This is a genomic window from Solimonas marina (genome assembly GCF_012241385.1).
Classification (GTDB): domain Bacteria; phylum Pseudomonadota; class Gammaproteobacteria; order Nevskiales; family Nevskiaceae; genus Solimonas; species Solimonas marina.
Genome location: NZ_JAAVXB010000009.1, coordinates 24,177 through 49,782, shown reverse-complemented (window position 1 = coordinate 49,782; position 25,606 = coordinate 24,177). Strand labels below are relative to the sequence as shown.

The window sequence follows — 25,606 nt, the reverse complement described above, 5'->3', positions numbered from 1 at the left end:
ACTGACTTCCAGGTCAGTCGCCGTTTTTTATTGCACGCTCGGGGTGCTCGGCCACGCAGGCGTGCGGGTCGGTCGAACTCGGCGTGAGACTGTCACCGCTGATGCGCCACGGCGCGCGGCAGCGTAGGTCCCGGGCCACCGCCGCGACATCACGCGTCAACCGCGGTAACGGCCACAGCCGCGCTGCGCCGTCGCGGCCGCTGCTCAGCACGGCACTGCCGTCGGGCGTGAACATCGCCGCACCCCACTGGATCAACGCCTGGTGCGCGCTGAACGCGTCGAGCAGCTCACCGTTTTCGGCATCCCAGAGTCGAATCGCGCCATCCTCGCTACCCGTCAAGGCGAGCGACGCATCTGGCGTCAGCGACACCGTTTCGACCGGGCTGGTATGGCCGCTCAGCGTCAGCCAGTGGCCACTGCCCGGCCACCACAGATAGGCAAGGTTGGCCCAGTCGCTGAGCAGTGCCTTCGAACCATCTGCGTTGAGCGCGCCGTAAATGAAGTACGCCGACGCCGGGTCGCGCGTCTGGTAGAGGATGCGACCACTGTCGACATCCAGCACGAATGCCTGAGCACGCTTGGCCGTCGCCAGCAGACGGCGGCCGTCGGCGCTGAACGACAGCACCGTGATCATGCGGTCACTGTCGCGATCGATCGGCAGCGTCGTCGACCAGCGCCAGCGGCCGGCCGCCAGATCGCGGGCGCGAACCACGCCGTCGTGAAAGCCGACAGCGAGCAAGGGGGCAGTTGGCGACATCGCGGTGATATGCGCGCTACCCGCCGGCAGCGACAAGCTCTCGTCGCCGCGCGTCAGATCCCAGGCGGCGATGCCGTCGTCGGCAAGGTCGGCGCTCAGATGCCGCGCGCCGGGATCGAAATGCAGAGCGGTCGCTCGCACCGGCCGGCTTAAATGCAACACCGGCTCCTGGCCATCGGTCCGCGCCACATCAATGCGGCCGTCGCGCGCGCCCATCGCAATCCACTGCCCATCGGCACTGAAGCTTGCGCTCGCCAGCGGTCCCAACTCGGCGCCGAAGCGGTGAACCGGTCGCAGCGGCTCGCGCGCGTAGAGCGTGCCGCCACTCTGCGTGCCGGCGAACAACTGGCGGCTGTCGCGACTGATCGCCGTCGGCGGCGCCAGCGGCGGCGCGACCCCGCCCAGTTGCGCATGCGGCCGCTGCGGCAACTTCCAGATCAGCAGTGCCCCATCACTGCCGCCGCTGACCAGTTCGTCGCCCTGCTCCGAGAACGCGAACATGTTCGGCGAGCCCTGATGGCCGTCGAGCGTGTACAGCACCTCGCCCGACACCACATCGGAAATCACCAGCCGACCACCGAGCAACTGCCCAACCTCGCCGCCGTCGGCATGCATCTGAAAGCCGTTGCTGCCGCCACGCAGGCGCACGGCGTAGATCAGCGCCCCACTGCGCATGTCCCAGACACCGGCGGCGACCGGGCTGACGCTCAGCATACGCGTGCCGTCGTTGCTGAACACCAGGCTGGAGATGTGCGCGCGGTGGCCGCTGCTCATTCGCACCCGGCCGCTGGCCGCATCCCAGACACGGACTTCGCCGTCGGCGGTGCCCGCGGCGATCAGCGTGCAGCCAGGCGTCGATGCCAGGGTCGTCGGTCGGCCATGCAGGCCGTCGTAGCGATGGCGCACCGCCGTGCTCGCCGCATCGCGCAACTCGATCACGCCGTCGGCGCGCGCCGTTAGCAGCGAGCGACCGTCATGGCAAAAGGCGGTCTTGGCAAACACGCCGGCGATACGCCGCGTGTCGCCACCCAGTTCGGCGAGCCGGACCGCACCGTCAGGCGTCACGGTCGCCACCTGCGTTTCGTCGTCGTTGAGTGGGTTGATGCCGACGCCATCGGTGTCGGCGTTCACCGCGAATCGCGCGAGCAGCCGACCGTCGTTTGCCGCGAACAGTCGCAAGAGCCGGTGCTTGTCGTCTGCCAGACGGTAATCGACCCAGATCACCCGCCCGCCGTGGCCATAGCCGGCATCGAAGGTCGGCATCGCACCCAGGTCGATGCTGAACTGCGGCGCACCACTGGCGGCGTCGTAGGCATGCAGCACACGGTCGGTGCCGATGCCGAAAACCTGACGGCCGTCGGGGCTGATGTCGGTGCGCACCACCGTCTGCCCCATATCGATGCGCAGTTGTTGGGCATCGACGATCTGCAGCGCACGCGCCAGCATGTAGCGCAGCGCCGGTGTGTCAATACCGAGCCGGCGCACCTCGTTCAGATAGACCGCGGCGCGCGCCTCATTGTGCGCGAGCAGTTCGCTGCGCCCGGCGTCGTAGAACCGATCGATGCGGACACGCAGTGCCTGCGCAGCGAGCGCCGCACGCTTTTCGCCCTGCTGCCACTGCCAGCCGAACGCGCAGGCCGCCACCAGTGCCGCGGTCGCGGTGGCATAGACCGCCTGCCGCAACAGGCTGCGACGGCGTTCACGACGGCGCAGTTCGTCGTAACCGACGCCGATCAGCCCGGCGACCAGCTTCAGTGCTGCACCGTCGCGGCCGTCCGCAGCCGGCGTCGCGTCGGCCGCCAGCGGCTCGATCCAGCGCCCGCTGGGTTGGCCATTGGCGTCGAAGTGTTGCAGCAGGGCTGGCGCAAACGCCGTGTCGTCGTCGATACGCAGGCAGAGGATGCGTTCCTCGCGCCCGAGCTTCTTGAACGACTCGACTTCCTCGTTGACCCAGCGCGAGCGCGCCGAGCGTGCCGAACAGATGACGATCAGATAGCGCGATTCGCGCAGCGCCTGCTGGACGACGCCGCCGAGGTCCGCCGAGCTCGGCAGTTCGTCGCGGTCGCGGAAAATGGGATAGAGGCGCCGCGGCACTTCGCCGGCTGCGTGCGTGCGTCCAACCAGGCGGCGTGGGACCCGGTAGGACTCGAGGCGGCGGTGCAGCCAGCGTGCCCAGCCACGATCGTGATGGCTGTAGCTGATGAACGCCCAATAGCGATACGACTCTTGCACCCCGCCCCCAAACGCCCCGTCGCGGCATGATAATGACTGGCATTCCGACACGCGAAAATACTTCGTCGATGAGCAAGGACCCGCTGTTGACGGCGAGCGGCACCGCGCGACTGGCGTTGCGTGACTGGCTTGCCCTGCACCACCGCAGCGGTGACGGTGCCGCGCAGCTGCGCGTCGGCGCATGTGGCCACCTGATGCTGAGTCGCCGGGAGGCGGCGCAGGTGCGCCGCCAGCTGACCGATCACGTACTGCCGGCACTGGTTGCGGATGGCGCGCGGCGCCTGTCGCTGTTCGTCGGCATGGCGCCCGGGGCCGACATGCTGTTCCTCGAAACGGCGGCGGCCTGGCTGCGCGAGCATGAGCTGCCGTTCGAGATGACCGCGCTGCTGCCGGTGCCGGTCGACAAGCTGATCGCCGATTGGGTGCTGCGCGCCGAGGACGAACAGCGCCGTGTGACCCGCGCGCTACGTCAGTCGCTGGCGCGGGAGGCCGAAAGCCTGCTGCAGCGCTGCACGACGATCGTGCCGCTCTACCCGGACGACGTCGACGCCGCCGTATTGGGTTCGCGCAGCTTCCGTCAGCAGCAATATCGGCGCCTCGCGGCGATCCTCGCGCAGCACGCCGATCATCTCGTGGCGATCATGCGTCCCGCGCACGGCGTCGAGCCCGGCGGCACTGCCGAGATCGTCGCCTGGCGTGAAGACGCGGCGCAGATTCCCGCCGTGCTGCACCTGCACGATGCGCACTGTGCGGCACAGCGACAAACCCACCTCGTCGATCCCTGCGATCGCGCAGCCGCAAGCCACGGCGCCGCAGAGCCGCCGGATACGCTGACCGAGGTCCTGCGCGACGCGGAACTGGCGCGACGCGCCGGCAACGAGCTGCAGTGCCATGACATCGTCAATCAGGCGATGCGCGCCGGACTACGCGCGCCACGCCTCGACTATCTGCGCATCCAGGCGCTCGCCAATACCGGCAACGTGCGCGCAGCGCTCGACTGCTATCGCGCACTCGACCTGCGTGACGACGAAATCGACGAGGATTGGCTGGCCCTGCACGGGCGACTACAGAAAGACCTCGCGCTGCAAAACGCCGCCGATCCCACCGCGTTCGCGCGCGCCGCCGACGCGTACGCCGAGGCCCATGCCCTGCACAACGGCTCATACAGCGCGATCAATGCCGCCTCGATGTATCTGCTGGCCGGCGAACGTCGCCGCGCACACCAATATGCGCGACGCGCGCTGCGCCAGCTGCGCCCGCCACGCAATGATCTGGAACGCTTCTACGCGCACGCCACGCACGCCGAGGCAGCGCTGCTGCTCGGCGACGACGCAACATTCCGCCACCAGCTCAGTGCCGCCAACCGCTTGCTGCCGGACGACTTCACGCGCCGCGGCCGCACCCGCCAACAGCTGCGCCGCCTCAGCCATCAGCTTGGCCGCGATCCGGCTGCGGTCGAACGCCTGCGCATGCCGCCGCTGGTGCAGCTGCAGACATCGAACGACGCTGACGCCAGCAGCGCGACGCTGGCGCCCGCGCTGCTCCGCCACGCCGCCGCACGGGCGCAGTTGCATCTGGCGCTGTGCACACCATTCGATGTGCAGATCGGCGAACAACTGGTCGCGCACGGCGCGCGCCTGCATCTGAGCTTGCCGGCGCCCGCTGCCGAGATCGCGCGGCGCTGGCGACGGCGCCTGCCCGGTGTTGCACATCGGCTGCCACGCTTGCTCGACGCTGCCGATGGCGTCGCATCGCTGCAAGGCTTCCTGCAGACCGAATGGGAATGGGCGACGCGCGAGGCACGCGACACCAGCCTTGGGCTCGCGCGCCTCGCCGCCGAACGCCTCGGCCAACGCCTGCGGATCGAACGGCTCGGCGCCGCCATCGCAGCGCAGGGCCGCCGCCCCCCTGCAACAGGCCGTGCGGCCGAGCGGCGCATGGCCGGCCTGGTGTTTGCGGACTTCGCCAGCTTCCGCCGCCTGCGCGAGCCATTGTTTCCGCGGTACTACGCGCAGATCATGCAGAGCCTCGCGGCGCTGCTGAACCGCCATCGCGAACACATCCTGCTGCGCAAGACCTGGGGTGATGCACTGCACGTCGTCACCGAAGACGCCCGCACTGCCGCACAGATCGTCGCCGACATCCAGCAGCTGATCGAAGCACGCCGACGCGACGCACACGACGTGCTGGCCGACCTGGAGCTGCGCATCGCCGCGCACTATGCGCCGTGCTACGTCGGCTACGATCCCATCGAAGAGCGCGTCGTCCACTACGGCACGCAGTTGCTGTTCGCCGCGCGCATCGAGCCCGTGGTGCCGCCGGGCATGATCTACGTCACCGAAGCCTTCGCGGCGCGGCTGACGCTCGAGCAGGCGCACCACTTCGCGCTCGACTACGCCGGCGAAGTGGAATTCGCCAAGCAGTTCGGCACCTATCGACTCTACGCGCTGCAACGTCGGGCGACCCCGGACCGGATGTAGATCCAGGTGGCGCCGATATACTGCGCGCCCGCATCTCGCCCGCCACCGCCGCATCATGATCGTCCGCCCCCGCTCGCACTGGTTGCGCATGCTGTTCGCGTGGCGCGGTTCGGTGGTCTACCGCATCGTGCCGCAGCTGGCGCTGGTCACGCTGCTGGCCCTGGCCGTGACGCTGGTCCGACAGCGTCTGATTGCACACGGCCTGCTGCTGACGGCCGTGCCGTTCACGCTGCTCGGCATCACGCTGGCAATCTTCCTCGGCTTTCGCAACACGGTCAGCTACGACCGCTACTGGGAAGCGCGCAAGCTCTGGGGCGCCGTCCTCAACGACAGCCGCAGCCTGACCCGTCAGGTGCTGACCCTGACGTCGGCGGCCCCCGACGAGCGTACGCGGCTCGTGCACGGCATCATCGCGTTCGTGCAGGCGCTGCATCACGAATTGCGCCGCAGCGACGCCAGCGCCGATCTCACACGCCTGCTGGCACCCGAATGGCAAGCGCGCTGCAGCGGTGCGCGCTTTCCATCGTCGATGATTCTGTTGACGCTGGCCGAGGAGCTGCAGCGCTGGCGTGCCGCTGGCCATATCGACGCGGTGCTGATGATCGAACTCGACCGCACGCTGGCGCGGCTTACCGATTCGGTCGGCGGCTGCGAACGCATCGCCGGCACGCCGATCCCGTTCGCGTACTCGGTGCTACTGCACCGCACGATCTATCTCTATAGTTTTCTGCTGCCGTTCGGGCTCGTCGCCACCATCGGTGCGATGACGCCGCCGATCGTCGCGTTCATCGCCTACACCTTCTTTGCCCTCGAAGCGCTGGCCGAGGAAATCCAGGACCCGTTCGGCACCGAGCCGAATGATCTGGCGCTAGAAGCGATGAGCCGCAATATCGAAATCACACTGCGCGAAATGCTCGGCGAGACTGCCCTGCCCGACGCGTTACCGCCGGTGCGCGACGTTCTGCGCTGAGCCGCCGGCGGCTCAGTCGCGAATCGTCAGCACCTGTTCCTGTGCGGCGCCGTCGACCAGCCGCCACGCGCGCATTTCCAGCACGCCCTTGATGTTCAGCGACACGACCAGGCTCAGCAGCCCGACCTTCAGCTCACTCGCGGCCGGCACTGCCTCGGCCTGCGGGTGCGACCACAGCACCGCCCACAGACCGTCGCCGCGCGCGGCGGCATCATCCCCCTGAACGAACGACGCCGGCTCGCCGCCACGCGCGTACACCGCACCGCGTATCGATTCCGGCTGCGCGATCTGCGCCGCGTGCAGGATGCGGATCGCCAGATTGCGCGGCATTACCAGGACTTCATTCATGAACGTCATTCTCCACGATGCGAGGTGCCGCAAACCGGGCAATCCGGATCGGCCGGGATGCGATGGGTGCGCCACTGCATGCGCAGCGCATCCCAAGTCGTCAGGGTGCCGGCGTCGTCGCGCCGGCCGAGCAGCCATTTGATCGCCGCCAGCGCCTGCAGACTGCCGACCGTGGCGACCACCGGCCCGAGAATACCGGCCTCTTCGCAGGTTTCGGCCGCCTCGCCGTCATCGGCGTACAGGCAACGGTAGCAGGCCCCGCCACGCGACGGATCGAAGACCGCGAGCTGGCCCTCGAAGCGGATCGCGGCGCCGGAAACCAGCGGCCGGCGCGCCGCCACGCAGGCGGCGTTGATCGCATAGCGGGCCGGAAAATTATCGGTACAGTCGAGCACGATGTCGGCGTCACGCACGGCGGCCAGGCCGTCGTCGGCATCGAAGGTCTCGATCTCGACGTCACGGTTCAGCGCCGCCAACTGCGCAGCGGCGGCCACGGTCTTGGCACGGCCGACATCGCTTTGCCGGTACAACACTTGGCGCTGCAAGTTGCTGAGTTCGACGCGATCGCGATCGCACAGCAGCAACCGGCCGATGCCGGCGCCGGCCAGATGGCTGGCGGCGGTCGAACCCAGGCCGCCGAGCCCGATCACCAACACCGACGAATCGCGCAGCAGTTCCTGGCCGTTGACGCCCACTTCGCGCAGCACGATCTGCCGGCTGTAGCGCATCAAGTCACTCATGATCGGCGCCCTCCACTGGCGCGTTCGCGACCTTCCAGATCGCGGCGCGTGCTCACCTCGGTAAAACCCGCCGCGCTCAGCAGTGCACGCACCGCGGCGCCCTGATCGTAGCCATGCTCGAGCAGCAGCCTACCGCCGGCGCGCAACCGCGCCGGTGCGCCGGCAATGATGTCGCGCAGCGCCTGCAGGCCGTCGGCGCCGTCGCTCAAGGCCAGCAAGGGCTCATGACGCAGCGCCGGCAAATGCTCGTCGCCCGCCGCGATATACGGCGGATTCGAGACGACCAGATCGAAACATTGATCGGCGCAGGCCTGCCACCACGCGCCTTCGCGAAACTCGACCGCCAGCCCCAGGCGTTCGGCATTGCCGCTCGCGATCGCCAGCGCCGCGGCCGAGACATCGGTCGCCGTCACCGTCGCCGTCGGTCGCTCGCGGGCCAGCGCCAGCGCGATCGCGCCGCTGCCGGTACCGAGATCGACGACCTGCGCCGCAACGTCCGCCGGCAGGCATTCGAGCGCCCACTCGACGAGCAACTCGGTCTCCGGGCGCGGCACCAGCACGTCCGGCGTCACCTGCAGCTCCAGCGACCAGAATCCCTGGTTGCCAAGCAGATAGGCGACCGGTTCGCCGTCACGGCGACGCGCAACGAGCGCGGCATAGCGCTGTACATCCGCTGCGGCCAGTGCGTCGTCGCCGCGCATCATCAGTTGCGTGCGGCTGCAGCCCAGAACATGCGCGAGCAGCCACTCGGCGTCGAGGCGCGCGCTGTCGCTGCTCGCGGCGATCGCGGTCTGTGCGTCGCGCAGCGCCGCGCGCAGCGTCGTAGCCTCGCTCATGCCTCGCCGAGTTCGGCCAGCGCCTCGGCCTGTGCCTCGGCGAGCAGCGGCTGAATCACCGGATCAAGATCGCCGACGATGACGCGTTCTAGCTGGTACAGCGTCAGGTTGATGCGGTGGTCGGTGACCCGCCCCTGCGGGAAGTTGTAGGTGCGGATGCGCTCGGAACGATCGCCGGAGCCGACCAGCTTCTTGCGCTCGGCGGCGCGGCTGCTGGCGTGCTTTTCGCGCTCGGCCTCCGACAGCCGCGCCTGCAGCAACGACAGCGCCTTGGCGCGGTTCTTGTGCTGCGAGCGCTCTTCCTGACATTCGACGACCACGCCGCTCGGCACGTGCGTGACACGAATCGCCGACTCGGTCTTGTTGACGTGCTGACCGCCGGCACCGCTCGAACGAAAGGTGTCGAACTTCAGATCGGCCGGGTTGATCGTGATCTGCGATTCCTCGACCTCCGGCAGCACCGCGACGGTCGCCGCCGATGTATGGATGCGACCCTGCGCTTCGGTTTCCGGCACGCGTTGCACGCGATGCGCGCCGGACTCGTACTTGAGCTGCGAATACGCGCCGAAACCAATGATGCGCGCGATGATTTCCTTGAAGCCGCCATGCTCGCCCTCGTTGGCGCTGAGCACCTCGACCTGCCAGCCGCGCGTTTCCGCGTACTTGGAGTACATGCGGAACAGGTCACCAGCGAAGATCGCCGCCTCGTCGCCGCCGGTGCCGGCGCGGACTTCGAGGAAGACGTTGTTGTTGTCGAGCGGATCCTTGGGCACCAGATACTGGTGCAGCTCGGCTTCAAGCGCTTCGATGCGCGCGCGCACCTCGGGCCACTCGGCCTGCGCCATCGCGCGCATGTCCGGATCGCTGTCGCTTTGCATGGCTTCCAGGTCCGCCAAGGCCTGCACGGACTGCTGATAGGCGCCGAAGCTGTCGGCCAGCGGGCCGAGCTGCGCGTATTCCTGCGACAGGCGGCGGAACTTGTCCTGGTCGCCGATCACATCCGGATCACCGAGTTCGTGCGAAATTTCTTCGCGCCGTTCGGCCATGGCTTCGAGCTTGGCGAGCAGACTGTCTTTCATCGACGGAATTTTGAAACGGAGCAGACGAGACGAAAAGCGACGGCCCGGGCGGGCCGCGCGATAGCGGACAGCGGACGGGCGCTGCTAAGGCTCGTCGTCGGGGAGATCGAACAGTTTGCGCGCACTGTTGAGCAGCAGTGCCTGTTCGACGGCATCGGCGCGACGCAGCACCTGCGATGGCGAATGCAGAATCTTGTTGCTGAGCGTGTCGGCGACGAAGCCGAGCACCTCGTCGATGGACTCGCCGGCCGCCAGCTTGCGCCGCGCCTTGTCCAGCACCTCGTCGCGACGATCGCGCGCCTGCGCACGAATCAAGCGGATCGTGTTGCCGGCATCGCGGCTTTCAAGCCAGCGCGAGAACTGCTGGGCCTGCGTCGTGATCAAGACCTCGGCCTGACGCGCGGCTTCCTCACGCAGCTTCATGTTTTCGGCGATGACCGCGCGCAGATCGTCGATCGTGTACAGATAAATGTCTTCGATCTGCGCGATCTTCGGATCGATGTCGCGCGGCACCGCCAGGTCGATCATCAGCACCGGCTTGCGCCGCCGCGAACCCACCGCACGACGCATCACTTCGGAGCCGAGCACATAGTCACGCGCCGCCGTCGACGAGATCACCAGATCGGCATCCGGCAGATAGGTCGACAGATCATCGAGGCTGACCGCGTAGCCGCGCACCTCGCGGGCCAGGCGCTCGGCGCGTTCCAGCGAGCGGTTGGCGACGACGATGCGGCCGACGCCGTGTTGCTGAAGGTGACGCGCCACCAGCGTGATCATCTCGCCGGCGCCGATCAGCACCGCCGTCTGGTTCTTCATGTCGGCGAAGATGCGCCGCGCCATCTGCAGCGCCGCATAGGCGACCGACACCGGATGCGCGCCGACCTGGGTCTGCGAACGCACCAGCTTGGCCACCGAGAACGCGTGCTGGAACAGCCGCGACAGCACCGGCCCAACCGACTTGACCTCGCTGGCGACCGCGAACGAGTCCTTCATCTGCCCGAGAATCTGCGGTTCGCCGACGATCATCGAATCCAGACCAGAGGCCACGCGCAGGCTGTGGGTGATGCTGCAAAGGTCGCGATGCGTATAGGCGAACTTCTCGATATAGCCTTCCGGCGCCTGGCGCTCGCGCCGCCACCATTCGATCAGTCGCGCCTCGGCCTCGAGGCTGGTGACCGTCATGATTTCGGTGCGATTGCAGGTCGAGACAATGGCCGCCTCGTGCACATCCGGCAGCGCCCGCAGGCGCTGTAGCGAAGCCCCCAGGTCGGCGTCGGTGAACGCCAGCCGCTCGCGCGCCTCGACAGGCGCACGATGATGGCTGAGACCGAGCGTGACGAGGGCCATTGGCTATCAGTGCAGAATTTCCGCGCTATTTTACTACGCTGAACCGCCCGCTGCCGCAGTCACGGGGAACCGGCTATCAGCGCATAATGTCTGTTCGTAAACCGTCAGACCGTTCGACATGCGCCTTGCCCCGCTTCTGTGCTCCTCCGGCCTCTGCCTGATGTTCGCCGCCTGCGCCACCGTGCCGCAGCCCAAGACGTCAACGACACCGGCCGCGCCCCCGGCAACGGCGCCGACCCCGACCGCACCGGTCACACCGCCGCCCGCGACGGCGCCGACCGCCCCGCCGGAGGCCACGCCCGCTCCGGCGCCGGACCACAACAGCGCCAGCGCCGCCACAGCGCAGCCGCCGATCGACGAGGAGGCCGCCGCCGAGGCGCAGTACCACGTCATGGCCGGCGAAATGGCGGCCGGTCGCCAGCAGCCGGCGATCGCCGCGCAGGAATTCATCGAAGCGCTGCAGACCGTCGCCGACCCGGAACTGGCGCGCCGCGCGACCGGGCTGGCGATCGCCGCCGGTGACGAGGGCCTGGCGATGCAGGCCGCGCAGCGTTGGTTGCAGGTCGAACCGACGGCGATGGAGCCGCGCGAAGTCATCGCCCGCGTGGCGATCAGCCACGGCGACCTGCAGACCGCCACCGAGCAAGTGACGGCGATCGTCGATGGCCACGCCGGTGGCACCGACGACGGCCTGCATATCGCGGCCTCGATTCTCAGCCAGGCCAAGACCTCCGACGCCGACGCGGCGATCGCGGTCATGCAGAAGCTCGCCGCGAAGTACCCGAAGACCGCCGCCGCACCGCACGCGGTGGCGCTGGTGGCGCTGCGCTTCAAGCGCGACGAGCTGGCCGATCGGGCTTCGCAGCAGGCGCTGGCGCGCGCGCCGGACAGCCGCGACGAGCAGTTGCTGCGCATCGGCGTGCTGACCAAGCTCGGCCGCATCAGCGAAAGCGACGCGATGATGGACAAGCTGGCGCGCAAGACCAAGAACGCCGACGATCTGCGCCTGGCCTACGCCAAGCTGCTGCTCGAATCGAACCAGCGCGAGCCGGCCCGCACGCAGCTGCACAAGGTGCTCGACCACACCGCCAACCAGCCAGACGCGATGTTTGCACTGGCGGTGATGGCGATCAACGACCATGACTACGACACCGCCGAGAGCTACCTGAAGGCGCTGCTCGACGGCGAGCGCAGCGAAGACGCCGCCTTCCAGCTCGGTCGCCTGTATGAGGCCAAGGGCGATAACGAAGACGCGCTCGACTATTACGACCGTGTCGACCACGGCCCGCAGGCCATCGAGGCCGCGGTGCGCCAGTCGTTCGTGCTGGCCAAGCTTGGCAAGATCGACGAAGCCCGCGACCAACTGCATCTGCTGCGCGACAACTTCCCGCAGTTCGCCAAGCGCTTCACGCTGTCGGAAGCCGAGTTGCTGCTCGACGCCAACCGCAACGACGACGCGCTGCAAACGCTGGACGACGCGCTCAAGCAGCAGCCCGACGACAACGACCTGCTCTACAGCCGCTCGCTGGTCTACGAACGCCTGAATCGCATCGACGACGCCGAAAAGGACCTGCGCAAGATCATCGCCTCGCAGCCGGACGACCCGCGCGCGCTCAATGCGCTGGGCTACATGCTGGCCGTGCACACCAAGCGGCTCGACGAGGCGCACGATCTGATCAGCCGCGCGCTCAAGCTCGACCCGAGCGACGCTTCGATCATCGACAGCATGGGCTGGGTCGAATACAAGCGCGGCAATACCGAAGCCGCCAGCCAGTTGCTGAAGCGCGCGTTCGCCGACTTCCCGGACCCGGAAGTCGCCGCCCATCTCGGCGAGGTGCTGTGGACGCAAGGCCACAAGGATGAGGCGCGTGGCATTTGGGATCAGGCGCTGCGCGCCAACCCGAATCATCCGGTGCTGAAGGCGACCGTCGAGCGCTTCGAGCACTGACACCGGCCGTCAACGAGATGATCCGTTCGCCGCTGCGCTGGCTGCTGCACGCGACCGCCGCCGTCAGCCTGCTGGCGCTCGGCGCCTGCGCGACGCTGCCCAAGCCCGACACCGTCGACGCCGCACAGGTCGCCGGCAAATGGCAGGCACACCGTACGGCCGTCGCCGCGATCTCGTCGTTCCAGCTCAACGGCCGTGCCGGCGCCGGCAACGGGATCAAGGCCGACCTGCGCTGGCGGCAATACGCCGGCGCGCGCTTCGAGGCGCGCATCGCCGGGCCGTTCGGCGCCGGCGCCGTCGCCATCAGCGGCACACCGCACGACGTCGAGATCCGCACCAAGGACGGCACTGAACAGACCACCGATCCGGAAGGCTGGATGCTGCAGCGGGCCGGCTGGACGTTTCCGATCGACGGACTGCGCTGGTGGGCGCTGGGCCTGCCGGCGCCCGGAACGCCGGCGAAGACGACCTTCGACGCACAGGGCCGGCTGGCAACGCTGACCCAGGATGGCTGGACGCTGCAGTACCTGGACTACCAGGAGGTCGGCGACCTGTCGCTGCCGCATCGCTTCGCGGCGACCAGCGCGCAAATCGATCTGCGCCTGGTGGTCGATCAGTGGCAGGACATCGAAACCTCCCACAATCCCCCGGCATCCTCGTAAACTGTGCGGCTGAACGCTCGCCGAACGCCGCCAACGGGCGCCGTTTTCGCGACCGAACCGTATTTGTGCCGGCGCTCCGCGCCCATCTAGATCGTTCATGAACTCTGACCCGACGTCCCCGGCCCGCCCCTTCACCACCGGATTCGCGTGGCCGGCGCCTGCCAAACTGAATCTGTTTCTGCACGTCACCGGGCGCCGCGCGGACGGCTATCACGAGCTGCAGACGCTGTTCCAGTTCGTCGAGCTGGCGGACATGCTGTATTTCACGCCGCGCGGCGATGGCGAATTCAACGTCAGCGGCCTGCCGGATGGCATCCGCGCCGAGGACGATCTGATCCTGCGCGCCGCCAATGCGCTGCGCCAGGCATCGGGCGCCTATGGCCTGGGCGCCGATATCCGCCTCGAAAAGCGCATCCCGCTCGGCGCCGGTCTAGGCGGCGGCTCGAGCAATGCGGCGACCACGCTGGTCGCCCTGGATCGCCTGTGGAATCTGGGCATGCCCAACGACGAGCTCGCCTACATCGGCCTGTCGCTGGGCGCCGACGTGCCGGTCTTCGTCCGCGGCCTGTCGGCCTGGGCAGAGGGCGTCGGCGAGCGCTTGCGGCCGGTCGTCATCGACGAACCGACCTATGTCATCGTCGTGCCGCCGGTCGAGGTCAGCACCCGCGACATCTTCCAGGCACCGGAACTGCCGCGCGATCATTTCCCGATCGAGTTCGCCGATTTTCTTGCCGGCCGCGGCCGCAATGACTGCGAGCCGATCACCTGCGCGCGCTATCCGCAGGTCGGCGAGGCGCTGGCCTGGCTGCGCAAGCGCGCGTCGAAGGCGCGCATGTCCGGCACTGGCGCGTCGGTGTTCGCCGCCTTCGCCTATCGCGATCAGGCCGAGGAAGTCGCCGCCGAAGTCCCGGACGGCTGGCAGGCGTTCGTCACGCAGGGGCGCAATCGTTCGCCGCTGCTCGACGCCATCGCCCGCTCCTGATGCGATGTTGTCGCTGCCGACAATCGCAGCGACGCACGCATGCGACTATAATGCCGGCCCGTTTGAGCGGCCGGTCCGTTCTTGCAAATGTTGGGGCGTAGCCAAGTGGTAAGGCAGCGGGTTTTGATCCCGCCATTCGGTGGTTCGAGTCCATCCGCCCCAGCCAAGTTTGTTCGCCGCCGATTGACGGCAAATGCCGCAGTCGTCGGCCCTGAAGTCGGCAGTCAGTCCTGAGCCCATCGCCACACGCACGACAGAAAACGCACGCATGGTCGATCACAAGTTGATGCTGTTCGCCGGTAACGCGAACCCGAAACTCGCCCAGGATATCTCCGGCTATCTGAAGATGCCGCTAGGCCAGGCCATCGTCGGCAAGTTCTCGGACGGCGAGGTTCAGGTCGAAATTCTGGAGAACGTGCGCGGCAAGGACGTGTTCGTCATTCAGCCGACCTGCGTGCCGACCAACGACAACGTCATGGAGCTGATGATGCTGATCGACGCGCTGAAGCGCTCGTCGGCCGGCCGCGTCACCGCCGTGATCCCCTACTTCGGCTATGCCCGCCAGGATCGCCGCCCGCGCAGCGCGCGCGTACCGATCTCGGCCAAGGTGGTCGCCGACATGATCGCCGAGGTCGGTGCCGACCGCGTGCTGACGGTCGACCTGCATGCCGACCAGATTCAGGGCTTCTTCAACATCCCGGTCGACAACGTCTACGCCAGCCCGGTGCTGCTCGGCGAGATCTGGCGTCAGAAATACGAAAAGCTGATCGTCGTCGCGCCGGACGTCGGCGGCGTGGTGCGCGCCCGCGCGGTCGCCAAGCGCCTCGACGACGCGGACCTGGCGATCATCGACAAGCGCCGGCCGAAGCCGAACGAGTCGCGCGTGATGAACATCATCGGCGACGTCAAAGGCCGCACCTGCGTCGTTGTCGACGACATGGTCGATACCGCCGGCACGCTGTGCAAGGCCGCCGCCGCGCTGAAGGAAGAAGGCGCAATCAAGGTCGTCGCCTATGTCACGCACGCGGTGCTGTCCGGCCCGGCGATCACCAACATCAGCAACTCGGTGCTCGACGAACTGGTCGTCACCGACACCATGCCGCTGTCGGCCGCCGCCAAGGCCTGCCCGAAGGTGCGTCAGCTGTCGATCGGCGGCCTGCTGGCCGAAACGATCCGCCGCATTTCCGCCGAGGAATCGGTCAGCTCGCTCTACGTCGACTGAGCCGTCAGCCTCGCGCTGCACCCCATGCCCGGCCCCGCGCCGGGCATTTTTTTACCGTTTTCTGTACAATCCGCGCCCCTGCCGCCTGGTCGCGGGCGTCAGATTCGTCGTTTTACGCATTTTTGGAGCGTTCCATGAAAGAAAATTTTGTTGTGGTCGCGGAAGACCGCGCGGACCAGGGCAAAGGTGCGAGCCGCCGCCTGCGTCGCGAGGGCAAGGTCCCGGCCGTCGTCTACGGTGGCACCGAAGCGCCGCTGTCGATCAGCCTGTCGGCCAACGAGCTCGGCAAGCATCTGAAGGTCGAGGCGTTCTACTCGCACCTGCTGACCCTGAAGCTCGGCGACAACTCGCAGCAGATCGTCCTCAAGGACCTGCAGCGTCACCCGGTCACCGGCTATGCGATCCACGCCGACTTCCAGCGCGTGCTCGCCGACAAGCTGCTGCACATGCAGGTGCCGCTGCACTTCAAGGGCGCCGACATCGCGCCGGGCGTCAAGACCGGCGGCGGCATCGTCGAGCATCACCTGAACCAGGTTCAGGTCGAGTGCCTGCCGAAGGACCTGCCGGAGTTCATCGAAGTCGACCTGTCGGCGCTCGAACTGAACGGCTCCGTCCATCTGTCGGAGCTGCCGCTGCCGGAAGGCGTGACGCTCGTCGAGCTCAAGCACGACAACGACCAGCCGGTCGTCTCCATCCATCTGCCGCGTGGCGCCATCGAGGAAGAAGCGGCTGAAGCCGCTGAAGCCGCGGCCGCCGCTGAAGCGGCCGGTGAGAAGAAGGACGAGAAGAAGAAGTAAGGCCCTACGCGGCGTGGCGCGTCCCTTCGGGAATGGCGCGCCGCGACCGCCCGGCTTGCTTCCGTCGAAGCGAAAACCGCTCGTCCCTCACCCGGACGGGCGGTTTTTCTTTTCCGCTCACCGTCGAAGATCATGCCTGCCTCCGAACTTCACGCCATCGTCGGCCTCGGCAACCCGGGTCCCGAATACGCGCGCACGCGTCACAACACCGGTTTCTGGTTCGTCGACGGCCTCGCCGCCGGCGCCGGTGTGCCGTTCCGCACCGAATCGAAATTCCATGGTCAGCTGGCGCGCATCAGCCTCGGCGGCCAGGACGTGCTGCTGCTCAAGCCATCGACGTTCATGAATCGCAGCGGCCAGGCCGTGCAGGCGCTGGCGCAGTTCTACAAGCTGGCGCCGACGTCGATCCTGATCGCGCACGACGAACTCGATCTGCCCGCCGGCACCATGCGGCTCAAGGCCGGCGGCGGGCACGGCGGCCACAACGGACTGCGCGACATTCACAAGGTTCTGGGCGAGAGCTATCTGCGCCTGCGCATCGGCATCGGACATCCGGGCGACAAGAACCTGGTGCTGAACTACGTGCTCGGCCGCGCCAGCAAGAACGACGAGCAATCGATACTCGACGCGTTCGATGATGCCGGCGCCGCCATCGAGACCTGGCTGTCGCGAGGCTGGGAGCGCGCGGTCACGCAGTTGCACACGGCAAAGAGCTGAACCCCGGCGTGGCGGCACATGCCATGCGCGGACACAGAATTTTTAGGCGCACCCCGGCTCTTCGAGCACATCACGCGACGAAGAGCGCATCAGGACTGAAGGACTATTCATGGGCATTCAATGCGGCATCGTCGGTCTACCGAACGTCGGCAAGTCGACCCTCTTCAACGCGCTGACGAAGGCACAGATCGCCGCCGAGAACTACCCGTTCTGCACGATCGAACCCAATGTCGGCGTGGTCGGCGTGCCGGACCCGCGTCTCGACGCACTGGCCGCCATCGTCAAGCCGCAGCGCATCCTGCCGGCGGCCGTGGAGTTCGTCGACATCGCCGGTCTGGTCGCCGGTGCGTCCAAGGGTGAAGGCCTGGGCAACCAGTTCCTCGGCCACATCCGCGAGACCGATGCGATCGCGCAGGTTGCCCGCTGCTTCGACGACCCGGATGTCATCCACGTCGCCGGCAGCCCGGATCCGATTCGCGACATCGAGGTGATCAACACCGAGCTGGCGCTCGCCGATCTCGAAAGCGTGACCAAGGCCGCCGAACGGCTCGCCAGGACCGCCAAGTCCGGCAACAAGGAAGCGCTGGCCAGGCACGAGCTGCTCAAGCGCGTGCAGGCGCACCTGGACAGCGGCGCGCCGGTGCGGGCGATGAGCCTGGACGCCGAAGAAAAGCTGCAACTGCGCGACCTGCACCTGATCACCGCCAAGCCGGCGCTGTACATCGCCAATGTCGACGAAGCCGGCCTCAAGAACGGCAATGAATACCTGACGCGCGTGCAGGAATACGCGAAGCAGGAAGGTGCGCAGGTGGTTGCCGTGTGCGCCGCCATCGAAGCCGAGATCGCCCAGCTCGACGAAGCCGACAAAGTCGAATTCCTCAAGGATCTGGGCCTCGAAGAGCCGGGCCTCAACCGCGTGATCCGCGCGGCGTACGCCCTGCTCGGCCTGCAGACCTATTTCACCGCCGGCGTGCAGGAGGTCCGCGCGTGGACGGTCAAGATCGGCGCCACCGGTCCGCAGGCTGCCGGCGTGATTCATACCGACTTCGAGAAAGGCTTCATCCGCGCCGAGGTCATCGCCTACGCCGACTACATTCAGTACAACGGCGAGGCCGGCGCCAAGGAGGCCGGCAAGTGGCGGCTCGAAGGCAAGGAATACATCGTCCAGGAAGGCGACGTCATGCATTTCCGCTTCAACGTCTGAGCAGGTCCACGCGGGACGCCTCAAGGCCGGCTGATTGCCGGCCTTTTTTTGGGCCAGGCCCGGAAGGCTTGCCGGCAACCGCCCAGCAACCGACAGTACAGCTCGGTTTTCGTATCATCGACTGCGAAACTGACGATCGAATGACGATCCGATGACTGCGCCGGCCGAGCCTGCCGGGGCAACCTCACAGGAACGACAGCGGAGCGGGATGCTCCAAAGGAGATTCGATGAGCCCGATGCAGATGCTGCTTGCCGCGCTGGGCCACGGCTTTAACGGCGGCACCCTGAAGTTCACCGCTGGCGACGAAGCATGGATGCTGGGCCACGGCGAACCGGTCGCCGACATCAAGATGCGTGATGCCAGCGTACTCCGCGACATTCTGATGCGCCCCTCGCTGCGCTTCGGCGAAACCTACATGGAAGGCGATTGGGAGCCCGGTGAAGGCGGCCTGCAGCGCGCCCTCGAAGTCGGCGTCAAATTCGAGGAAGACCTAGAGCACCGGCTCAAGGGCCATCAGGTGCGCGCCCTGCTCGGCCAGATGATGGAGGTCAACAACCCACTGGCCAGCCAGAAGAACGTCGAGCATCACTACAACCTCGATGCCGAGCTGTACCGGTACTTCCTCGACGAGGGCATGTTTTACTCGTGTGCCTACTTCGAGCGCCCGGACATGACGCTTGAACAGGCGCAGCAGGCCAAGTGCGCGCTGATCGCACGCAAGCTCAACCTCAAGCCCGGCATGCGCGTCCTCGACATCGGCTGCGGCTGGGGCGGCCTGGCCATTCACCTCGCCACCCACCATGGTGTCCACGTCACCGGCATTACCTTGTCCAGCGAACAGCTGGCCGTCGCACAAGCCAGCATTGAAAAGCTCGGGCTCACCGGCAGCATCGAATTCAGACTCGAGGACTACCGCAAGACCGTCGGCGAGTTCGACGCCATCGTCAGCGTCGGCATGTTCGAGCATGTCGGCCGTCCGCAGTACCGCACCTTCTTCAAGCGCGTCCGCGAACTGCTCAAACAGGACGGCACGGCGCTGATCCACACCATCGGCCGCCTGACTCCGCCCGGCGCCGGCAACGCCTGGATTCGCAAGTACATCTTTCCCGGCGGCTACATTCCGGCCGCCTCGGAGATGACCCGCGTCGTCGAAGCCAGCGACCTGCTGATGACCGACCTCGAAATCTGGCGGCTGCACTACGCCGAAACCCTGGCCGAGTGGAACCGCCGCTTCCAACGCACGCGCGAGCACTTCCACGACAAACTCGGCGAGCGCTTCTGCCGAATGTGGGAGTTCTACCTGGTCGCCTGCGAATCAGCGTTCCGCTGGGGCGGCCTGTGCGTCTTCCACCTGCAGCTGACCAAGGAACTCGAGCGCCTGCCACTGACCCGCAACTACCTCTACGAAGACGCCGGATGAACACAACGCTCGACGTCCGCGCGCGTTTTCCCTACAATTCGCGCCCCACGGCGGTGATGTAGCTCAGACGGTTAGAGCGCGGCACTCATAATGCTGAGGTCGCTGGTTCGATTCCAGCCATCACCACCAACAAATTCAGAGACTTGCGTTGGGCAATTTTTGCTCAATACGTCCACTGTGCCAAATTTGTGCCCCTCCGGGGGCACACGCGTTTCTAGCCTCTACAACGCGCCAGAAATACGCTCCGCATGTGCGAGCAAGTGACTCGCCGATAGGTGCGAATACCGCAGCACCATCTTATGCGAGGCGAGCGCCGACAGCCCATTTCCCGCAAGGCTGGACCTCCTGCTGTAGTAGACCTCACCGGCCCCGGCTTTCTCGCATATGTCCGCGCTATCGGGGTAGAACCTGGCTGACGAGACTCACGCCTGAACCGACAAGCTCATACTCTCTCACGCCGCCCGCGCCTCCGACCAAGGCTTGATCTCCGCCAGCACCCCTGCCAGCGCGTCCTTGGTCATTTCCCGCTCATAGTCCGACTGCAGCGCAATCCAGAACCCCTCAGACGTTCCGAAGAACTTCGCCAGCCGCAACCCCGTATCGGCCGTAATCGCGCGCGTGCCGGCGACAATTTCCCCGATGCGCCGCTGCGGCACATTGATTTCCTTGGCTAGCCGGTACTGGGTGATGCCCATCGGCTTCAAGAACTCTTCCAGCAGGATTTCGCCGGGCTTCGGGTAGGCAACTTGGCGCATGACTGTTCTCAGTGATAGTCCACAATTTCGACCGCTTCCGGGCCGGCCGCCGTCCAGATGAAGCACACCCGCCACTGGTCGTTGATGCGGATGCTGTACCGCCCTTTCCGGTCGCCTTTCAGAGCTTCAAGCCGGTTGGCAGGCGGAATCCTCAAGTCATCCAGCCGCCCGGCCGCATTGAGCATGGCGAGCTTGCGCATGGCGACCGCCTCGATGTTGACGAAGCGCCGGACGCGCTTGCCGCCGTACAGCCTTTCCGTGTCGGCGCAACGGAATGATTTGATCATGGATGATACTATCGCCTGTCGATACTAACGTCAAACGTTAGCAATGAACTTGCTGTACTCAGCGCCACCTAGCCACCTAAAGGCCTGCGCGGATCAAGCCGCAGAAAAGTCCCACGATCTCAATAGCGTCTCGTGCGGTGTCGAACGTCAATGGCGCATACCGCTCCTGATCGTCGTTCTCTGAGGTCAGGCGAATTACAGAGCCTCGTCGCTGGTATCGCTTGAGGGTCAGTTGTGGATCGTCAGTTACCGGATCGACGGAAACGACCGCGACGATCTGTCCATCGGCCGCCGTATCCTGACGATGTACGCCGACAACATCTCCATCCCAGATCCCTGCGTTAAGCATCGACTCGCCCCGGACCCTAAACAGCAGATCGGCCCGAGGCCGAAAGACATCGGCGCCTATATCGACATACTCGGCGGCGTGCTCCCCCGATGAAATCGGTGCGCCAGCTGCGATACGACCAACCAGCGGCAATTGCCGCTTGGGATCAAAAGAAAGCCGATCCAGAATTCGGATAGCGCGCCGCGATCCTGGTTCGCGGGCGATAGCTCCCTTTTCGACCAATTTATCGAGCAGCTTGGCTGCCGCCCGAGGGGAGGCATACCCGAAATAAGAGCAGATGTCCGGTATCGACGGCGATAGCTCGTTCTCTGCCTGGTATTTCCGCAGATATGCGAGAAGACGCGATTGCCGGTCTGTGAGTGCGTCCATGGGTGCCAACGCTTGGCGAAACGTCGCGCTACAAGGTATAAATAATTATACCCTCTATCCTACGGCTTGCGCGCAACCGTCCACGCCCCATGCTCGGTCCCCTTAATTTTTCTTCGCACACGCTGTTAAATGTGCATCGGGGTAAGTGCTCGCCAGTTCGAGGTGGCGCTCGGATGGGGCGTCAGGCGTTGATCGCGCCTCGGGATTGGCGTCACGGCCTCAAAGGTAAAGGCGACGGCTACCAGCGGGGGAATGATGCGAATGCGGGAGATCGATATCGGGCCTGGCACGGACCCGATAGGGGTGGCAGTTCTGGGGCGGTCCGTGTGGGGGTTTTTTCCCCTATGAGCGAGTTCGTCTTCAAGCGAGTGGACTCTTGCTCAAATCCATTGATTGACCTTGTTTTCATTCACGGTCTAACCGGTGATGCGAATGAAACATGGATGTGCGCGAAGACAAAAACATTCTGGCCTCTATGGCTTTCATCGGACCCCGGACGCATAGCGATTTATACACTGGGCTACTCCGCCAGCATGTTCGACCGCTGGTTCAAGAAAGAGATGGATATTTTCGAGCGCTCCACTGCGGTGCTCGATTACTGGGCTGGACTGGGGCTGGGAAATCGCCCTATCGCGATAGTCGCCCATAGTCTAGGCGGCCTCCTAATCAAGGTGCTGCTTCGGACCGCTGTCGACTCTAGCGACCAAGACTACGTTCGTGTTGGCAATGCGACACAGCTGGTGATCTTCTTGGGCACACCGCATACAGGGAGCTATCTGGCGGAAGTACTAAGTGTGATTCCTGGGGCTTCCAAGCATGTGTCTTTTCTGGCAAACGATACGGGCTTCTTGCAAGACCTCAATCATTTCTATCGCCGATACGCTGAGCAACGCCGGGCAACCCTGGCTACTCGTGCTTACTACGAGAAATACTCGACCAAGTCCGTAACCGTTGTGAGTCGAGAGTCCGCAGATCCCGGTGTTGTTGGAGTTGAGCCGGTACCGGTGGACAAGGATCACATCTCGCTCTGCAAACCAGAGGGGGAAAATGACGCTATTTATTTAGGGATTAAGCGGCATGTTGTGAAGATCGTATCTGCCGCATCTGAAGCAGAGCGCGCAGTGTCGGTAAGCGATGGCGAGTATGTGAAGCCGCACGAGTCGGATCGACGGGATCTTTTGCAGAAGCTGATTGACGCAGGCAGAGAGCATGAATACACGTTTGCTAACGAGGCTCAGAACCGCTTTGCGCGAAGGTTTATCGGCTCGGGACTACTGACTGCTGCGAAGGACGATCATGAGCGACTTCTCGGGGAAGTGGAAACTCGCTTTGTCACACATGTATTCCACGCTTTGATCTGCAAAGATCGTCCTGACTCCGAAGTGCGAGAGGCCCTTCAATCGCAGATTGTTGATGCCCTCTCTTCCCGAAAGGTTGGCGGCACAACCTTCAGCGCGAAGGACATCGTGAGCGCGCTCTACTACCTAACTGAGCAGTGCTACATTCGGTGGGACAACCCGGGATGAACTCACATCTCTGGTATCCACAACTCGACCTGATAGACACGATACGCCGGCTTGCGACTTTACTGCGGGCATTCACGTCGGCACCGGGGTTCGAGCGACTGTGCATCGCGGATTTCTATTTGGCCAATCCGCCTTTACTCCATCATGCATCCATGCCGGCTGAGGTGCGCAAAGTGTTTCTCTCGTTGCAGATCACGAAGCCAGAGAAATCGTTCCTCACCTATCCTTCAGCGCCGCTGCTATTCAGGCGGATGGAACCCACTCAAAAGGATGCAGTTGATGCGATGCTTGGGCGAGGGCTGCTATCCAACGACTTGGCGATGTCCGGGAAGTACTGGCTGTCAAAAACCTCTGTGGTGCAGTCGCTATCCGATCTTGGCAACGAGGAGGAGTTGAAACTCTGTCGCTTCATCGTCGAAGCCTTTCTGGGGCCAGAGGACATTGGAAATCTCGAGCTGAAGCGGCGAACAGGCCTTTCGAGGGTCATGTGACAAAAGATAATTTCAACCTTCTGATAAACCGCCTTCGCATAATGTCGCGAGGCCAGCCGGTTTATGACGAGCGGTTCCATGAAGGAGTCAACATAATCCGCGGCCACAACGGCTCTGGAAAGTCGACGATAGCGGATTTCATTTTCTTCATACTCGGAGGCGAATTTGATGACTGGAAGGACGCGGCCAGCCGGTGTGATGAGGTGCAAGCGGAGATAAGTGCTGGACCAACGACGTTGACGTTGCGTCGCAGTACCGACTCTAAGCTTGCCCCTATAGATGTCTTCTTCGGGGATGCAGAAGCTGCAATGAGGCATGCCCTAGAGGGCTGGGAGCGATTTCCGATTCGCCGCCGAGGGACGCACGACAGCTTTTCACAGCTGCTTTTTAGAAATCTCGGAATTCCCGAAGCTCAAAGCGAGAAAGCTTCAAACATTACATCCCATCAGATTCTTCGTCTCTGTTACTCAGACCAACGAACCCCCAGCAGTCGATTGTTTCGCTATGAAGGCTTCGATACACAGGGAATCCGGGAGGCGGTCGGCGATCTGATCTGCGGCATCAGCGGCTACGAAGCTTATGAAGCCTCGCTTTCTTTGCGAGACAAGCAACGAGAATTGGAAGAGATTAGCGGAAGTCTTGATGCGCTACTGAAAGCATTGCCTCCCGACCAAGCTTTGCGAACTCCCCAGACACTGTATGCCCAGATGCAAGAGTTGCGCGCCCAAAAGGAGACCCTGCAGCGGGATGCTGCCAATGTGGACAGCAATGTGCGCCCGGAGGAGATACGAGGCTTTCTGAAAGAGCGAACTGAAGCGCAAGCGCGACTGGAGAAAGCTCGTGGACGCACGACACAGATTGAAAGGACGATCGTCGACGATGAGTACGAGCTTCGAGAAATCGAAGCTTTCAAAAAATATCTCGTCGACTTATCTGAGAAACTCAAAATCGCCGAGAAAGCATCTGAGGTGATTGGCTCAATTAAGATCACTCACTGCCCGTCGTGCGGAAAGCCCGTCCAGAGTTCTGAGAATCCAAACGAATGCGATCTTTGCAAATCTCCGCGAGATTTGGTTCAGGAGAAGTCACGCTACGGTCGGATTCGCTTTGATATCGATGCTCAAATAAGGGAGACCACCCAACTTGAGGAGCATAAGATTGCCGGTGTTGCCGATGCCAAGAGGAAGCTACGCTACCTCAACAGAGAACACGAGACAGAACTCGCCGAGTTCGTGATGAAGTATTCGGGAGCAAACGGCCCCCGAGAGGCTTACTTGGCTTCAAAGAACAGCGCGATTGGAAAGACCGATACCGAGCTGAAATATCTGACGCGTGACCTCGATGCGGTTTTAGAGGTCGATAGACTTAGAAGCCGTCGCACTGAGCTGGATGCGGAGGTCCAGAGCTTAAAAAATCGGGCAGAAGCACTAAACAAGGCTTCTCAGAAGCGGCGCAATGTTGCGCTCGGCCGCGTTTCAGAAATCGCAGTTTCGCTACTTCATGCGGACATGGATCGTCAGGAGGAATTTACCGCCGCCGCCAAGGTGGAGTTTGCCTTCGCTAATGACGCCATGTCCGTCGACGGCAAGGTTAATTTTGCGGAGAGCAGCAATGTATTTCTGAAAAATTCCGCAATCCTTTCCCTGCTTCTGGCGGCAGGGGTTGACCGCGAATTTAATCATCCGCGTTTTCTGCTGCTGGACAATATCGAAGACAAGGGAATGGAACTCGAACGGAGTCATCTCTTCCAGAAGCTAATTGTCGAGCGAGCAACAGAGCTGACGGCGCCCTTTCAGATCATTTTCACCACTTCGATGATGAACCCGGAATTGGAGTTGGATGACTATGTGATTGGCCCCGCGTATACCAAGTATCGTAGATCACTTGATTTGTAGGCTAACGCCTGCTTGATTCGATCTGACAATCTTCAGAATGCGCCAATGCGAAACCACTCATTCAGAGTGGTCGAGAATTCCATCAGATCGCTGACTGGTTGGGTAGTAAATAATGGGGCTCAGCAGCAGGCATGCCGGGCCTGCGCCGTACCAGTGGTACGGCATGAATAAAGGACTGCAGGGCCGCTTTGT

At 64.4% G+C, this 25,606-nt stretch carries 22 protein-coding genes and 2 tRNA genes; 15 read left to right on the top strand and 9 right to left on the bottom strand.

What is annotated here, in order from left to right; all coding sequences use genetic code 11:
* Window positions 1-13 precede the first annotated feature (13 nt).
* The gene (locus G7Y82_RS15050) at window positions 14-2,989 is read right to left on the bottom strand and encodes a toll/interleukin-1 receptor domain-containing protein (RefSeq protein WP_168148963.1); all 2,976 of its coding nucleotides are present in this window, start codon (window positions 2,987-2,989) and stop codon (window positions 14-16) included.
* A gap of 68 nt (window positions 2,990-3,057) precedes the next feature.
* On the opposite strand from G7Y82_RS15050, the gene G7Y82_RS15045 reads away from it, so the two are divergent.
* The gene (locus tag G7Y82_RS15045) at window positions 3,058-5,469 is read left to right on the top strand and encodes a tetratricopeptide repeat-containing protein (RefSeq protein ID WP_168148962.1); all 2,412 of its coding nucleotides are present in this window, start codon (window positions 3,058-3,060) and stop codon (window positions 5,467-5,469) included.
* A gap of 55 nt (window positions 5,470-5,524) precedes the next feature.
* On the top strand, window positions 5,525-6,439 hold the full coding sequence (locus tag G7Y82_RS15040) for a bestrophin family protein (RefSeq protein ID WP_168148961.1): 915 nt from the start codon (window positions 5,525-5,527) through the stop codon (window positions 6,437-6,439).
* 12 nt (window positions 6,440-6,451) lie between these two features.
* On the opposite strand, the gene G7Y82_RS15035 is transcribed toward G7Y82_RS15040, so the two are convergent.
* The 5 genes from G7Y82_RS15035 to hemA form a co-directional block, all read right to left on the bottom strand.
* A complete protein-coding gene (locus G7Y82_RS15035) occupies window positions 6,452-6,787 on the bottom strand; it encodes an MPN domain-containing protein (RefSeq protein ID WP_168148960.1) in 336 nt (111 codons plus the stop codon).
* A gap of 5 nt (window positions 6,788-6,792) precedes the next feature.
* Window positions 6,793-7,527, bottom strand: a complete 735-nt coding sequence (locus G7Y82_RS15030; RefSeq protein ID WP_206370747.1) for a HesA/MoeB/ThiF family protein — start codon at window positions 7,525-7,527, stop codon at window positions 6,793-6,795.
* Complete coding sequence (gene prmC / locus G7Y82_RS15025) at window positions 7,524-8,363, bottom strand: peptide chain release factor N(5)-glutamine methyltransferase (protein WP_168148959.1); 840 nt, start codon at window positions 8,361-8,363, stop codon at window positions 7,524-7,526. Before prmC ends, G7Y82_RS15030 begins: the two co-directional genes overlap by 4 nt.
* Entirely contained in the window at window positions 8,360-9,442 is a 1,083-nt protein-coding gene (prfA, locus tag G7Y82_RS15020) for a peptide chain release factor 1 (RefSeq protein WP_168148958.1), read from the bottom strand. The genes prmC and prfA overlap by 4 nt, the downstream gene beginning before the upstream one ends.
* Window positions 9,443-9,526: 84 nt before the next feature.
* Window positions 9,527-10,789: a glutamyl-tRNA reductase gene (gene hemA, locus G7Y82_RS15015; protein WP_168148957.1), complete on the bottom strand. Its 1,263-nt coding sequence runs from the start codon at window positions 10,787-10,789 to the stop codon at window positions 9,527-9,529.
* 160 nt (window positions 10,790-10,949) lie between these two features.
* Between hemA and G7Y82_RS15010 the strand changes: the two genes are divergently transcribed.
* The 10 genes from G7Y82_RS15010 (at window position 10,950) to G7Y82_RS14965 (ending at window position 19,871) form a co-directional block, all read left to right on the top strand.
* Window positions 10,950-12,737, top strand: a complete 1,788-nt coding sequence (locus G7Y82_RS15010; RefSeq protein WP_168148956.1) for a tetratricopeptide repeat protein — start codon at window positions 10,950-10,952, stop codon at window positions 12,735-12,737.
* A 17-nt stretch (window positions 12,738-12,754) separates the two neighbouring features.
* A complete protein-coding gene (gene lolB / locus G7Y82_RS15005) occupies window positions 12,755-13,399 on the top strand; it encodes a lipoprotein insertase outer membrane protein LolB (RefSeq protein ID WP_168148955.1) in 645 nt (214 codons plus the stop codon).
* Window positions 13,400-13,496: 97 nt separating this feature from the next.
* On the top strand, window positions 13,497-14,381 hold the full coding sequence (ispE, locus tag G7Y82_RS15000) for a 4-(cytidine 5'-diphospho)-2-C-methyl-D-erythritol kinase (RefSeq protein ID WP_168148954.1): 885 nt from the start codon (window positions 13,497-13,499) through the stop codon (window positions 14,379-14,381).
* A gap of 91 nt (window positions 14,382-14,472) precedes the next feature.
* Window positions 14,473-14,547: transfer RNA gene (locus tag G7Y82_RS14995), tRNA-Gln, on the top strand.
* 102 nt (window positions 14,548-14,649) lie between these two features.
* Entirely contained in the window at window positions 14,650-15,603 is a 954-nt protein-coding gene (locus G7Y82_RS14990) for a ribose-phosphate diphosphokinase (RefSeq protein WP_168148953.1), read from the top strand.
* 134 nt (window positions 15,604-15,737) lie between these two features.
* The gene (locus G7Y82_RS14985; RefSeq protein ID WP_168148952.1) at window positions 15,738-16,400 is read left to right on the top strand and encodes a 50S ribosomal protein L25/general stress protein Ctc; all 663 of its coding nucleotides are present in this window, start codon (window positions 15,738-15,740) and stop codon (window positions 16,398-16,400) included.
* A 132-nt stretch (window positions 16,401-16,532) separates the two neighbouring features.
* Window positions 16,533-17,117, top strand: a complete 585-nt coding sequence (pth, locus tag G7Y82_RS14980; RefSeq protein ID WP_168148951.1) for an aminoacyl-tRNA hydrolase — start codon at window positions 16,533-16,535, stop codon at window positions 17,115-17,117.
* A 109-nt stretch (window positions 17,118-17,226) separates the two neighbouring features.
* Window positions 17,227-18,321 carry a redox-regulated ATPase YchF gene (gene ychF, locus G7Y82_RS14975; RefSeq protein WP_168148950.1) on the top strand — a complete coding sequence of 365 codons (1,095 nt, stop codon included), beginning with the start codon at window positions 17,227-17,229 and terminating at the stop codon, window positions 18,319-18,321.
* A gap of 227 nt (window positions 18,322-18,548) precedes the next feature.
* Window positions 18,549-19,742 (top strand): SAM-dependent methyltransferase, encoded by a 1,194-nt coding sequence (locus G7Y82_RS14970; RefSeq protein WP_168148949.1) that lies wholly within the window; start codon window positions 18,549-18,551, stop codon window positions 19,740-19,742.
* A gap of 52 nt (window positions 19,743-19,794) precedes the next feature.
* Window positions 19,795-19,871, top strand: a tRNA-Met gene (locus G7Y82_RS14965).
* Window positions 19,872-20,194: 323 nt separating this feature from the next.
* Here the strand turns inward: G7Y82_RS14965 and G7Y82_RS14960 are convergent.
* From G7Y82_RS14960 to lexA, 3 genes are all read right to left on the bottom strand, one after another.
* The gene (locus tag G7Y82_RS14960) at window positions 20,195-20,497 is read right to left on the bottom strand and encodes a HigA family addiction module antitoxin (RefSeq protein WP_168148948.1); all 303 of its coding nucleotides are present in this window, start codon (window positions 20,495-20,497) and stop codon (window positions 20,195-20,197) included.
* 8 nt (window positions 20,498-20,505) lie between these two features.
* Complete coding sequence (locus G7Y82_RS14955; RefSeq protein WP_168148947.1) at window positions 20,506-20,784, bottom strand: type II toxin-antitoxin system RelE/ParE family toxin; 279 nt, start codon at window positions 20,782-20,784, stop codon at window positions 20,506-20,508.
* 76 nt (window positions 20,785-20,860) lie between these two features.
* Window positions 20,861-21,502: a transcriptional repressor LexA gene (lexA, locus tag G7Y82_RS14950; RefSeq protein ID WP_168148946.1), complete on the bottom strand. Its 642-nt coding sequence runs from the start codon at window positions 21,500-21,502 to the stop codon at window positions 20,861-20,863.
* Between the two features lie 344 nt (window positions 21,503-21,846).
* Here lexA and G7Y82_RS14945 point away from each other — a divergent pair, with 344 nt between their 5' ends.
* The 3 genes from G7Y82_RS14945 to G7Y82_RS14935 are packed head-to-tail and all read left to right on the top strand — an operon-like array spanning window position 21,847 to window position 25,414.
* Complete coding sequence (locus G7Y82_RS14945; protein ID WP_168148945.1) at window positions 21,847-23,028, top strand: ABC-three component system protein; 1,182 nt, start codon at window positions 21,847-21,849, stop codon at window positions 23,026-23,028.
* Window positions 23,025-23,519: an ABC-three component system middle component 5 gene (locus tag G7Y82_RS14940; RefSeq protein WP_168148944.1), complete on the top strand. Its 495-nt coding sequence runs from the start codon at window positions 23,025-23,027 to the stop codon at window positions 23,517-23,519. The genes G7Y82_RS14945 and G7Y82_RS14940 overlap by 4 nt, the downstream gene beginning before the upstream one ends.
* Window positions 23,516-25,414 (top strand): AAA family ATPase, encoded by a 1,899-nt coding sequence (locus tag G7Y82_RS14935; RefSeq protein WP_206370746.1) that lies wholly within the window; start codon window positions 23,516-23,518, stop codon window positions 25,412-25,414. The genes G7Y82_RS14940 and G7Y82_RS14935 overlap by 4 nt, the downstream gene beginning before the upstream one ends.
* The last annotated feature ends 192 nt before the right edge of the window (window positions 25,415-25,606 follow it).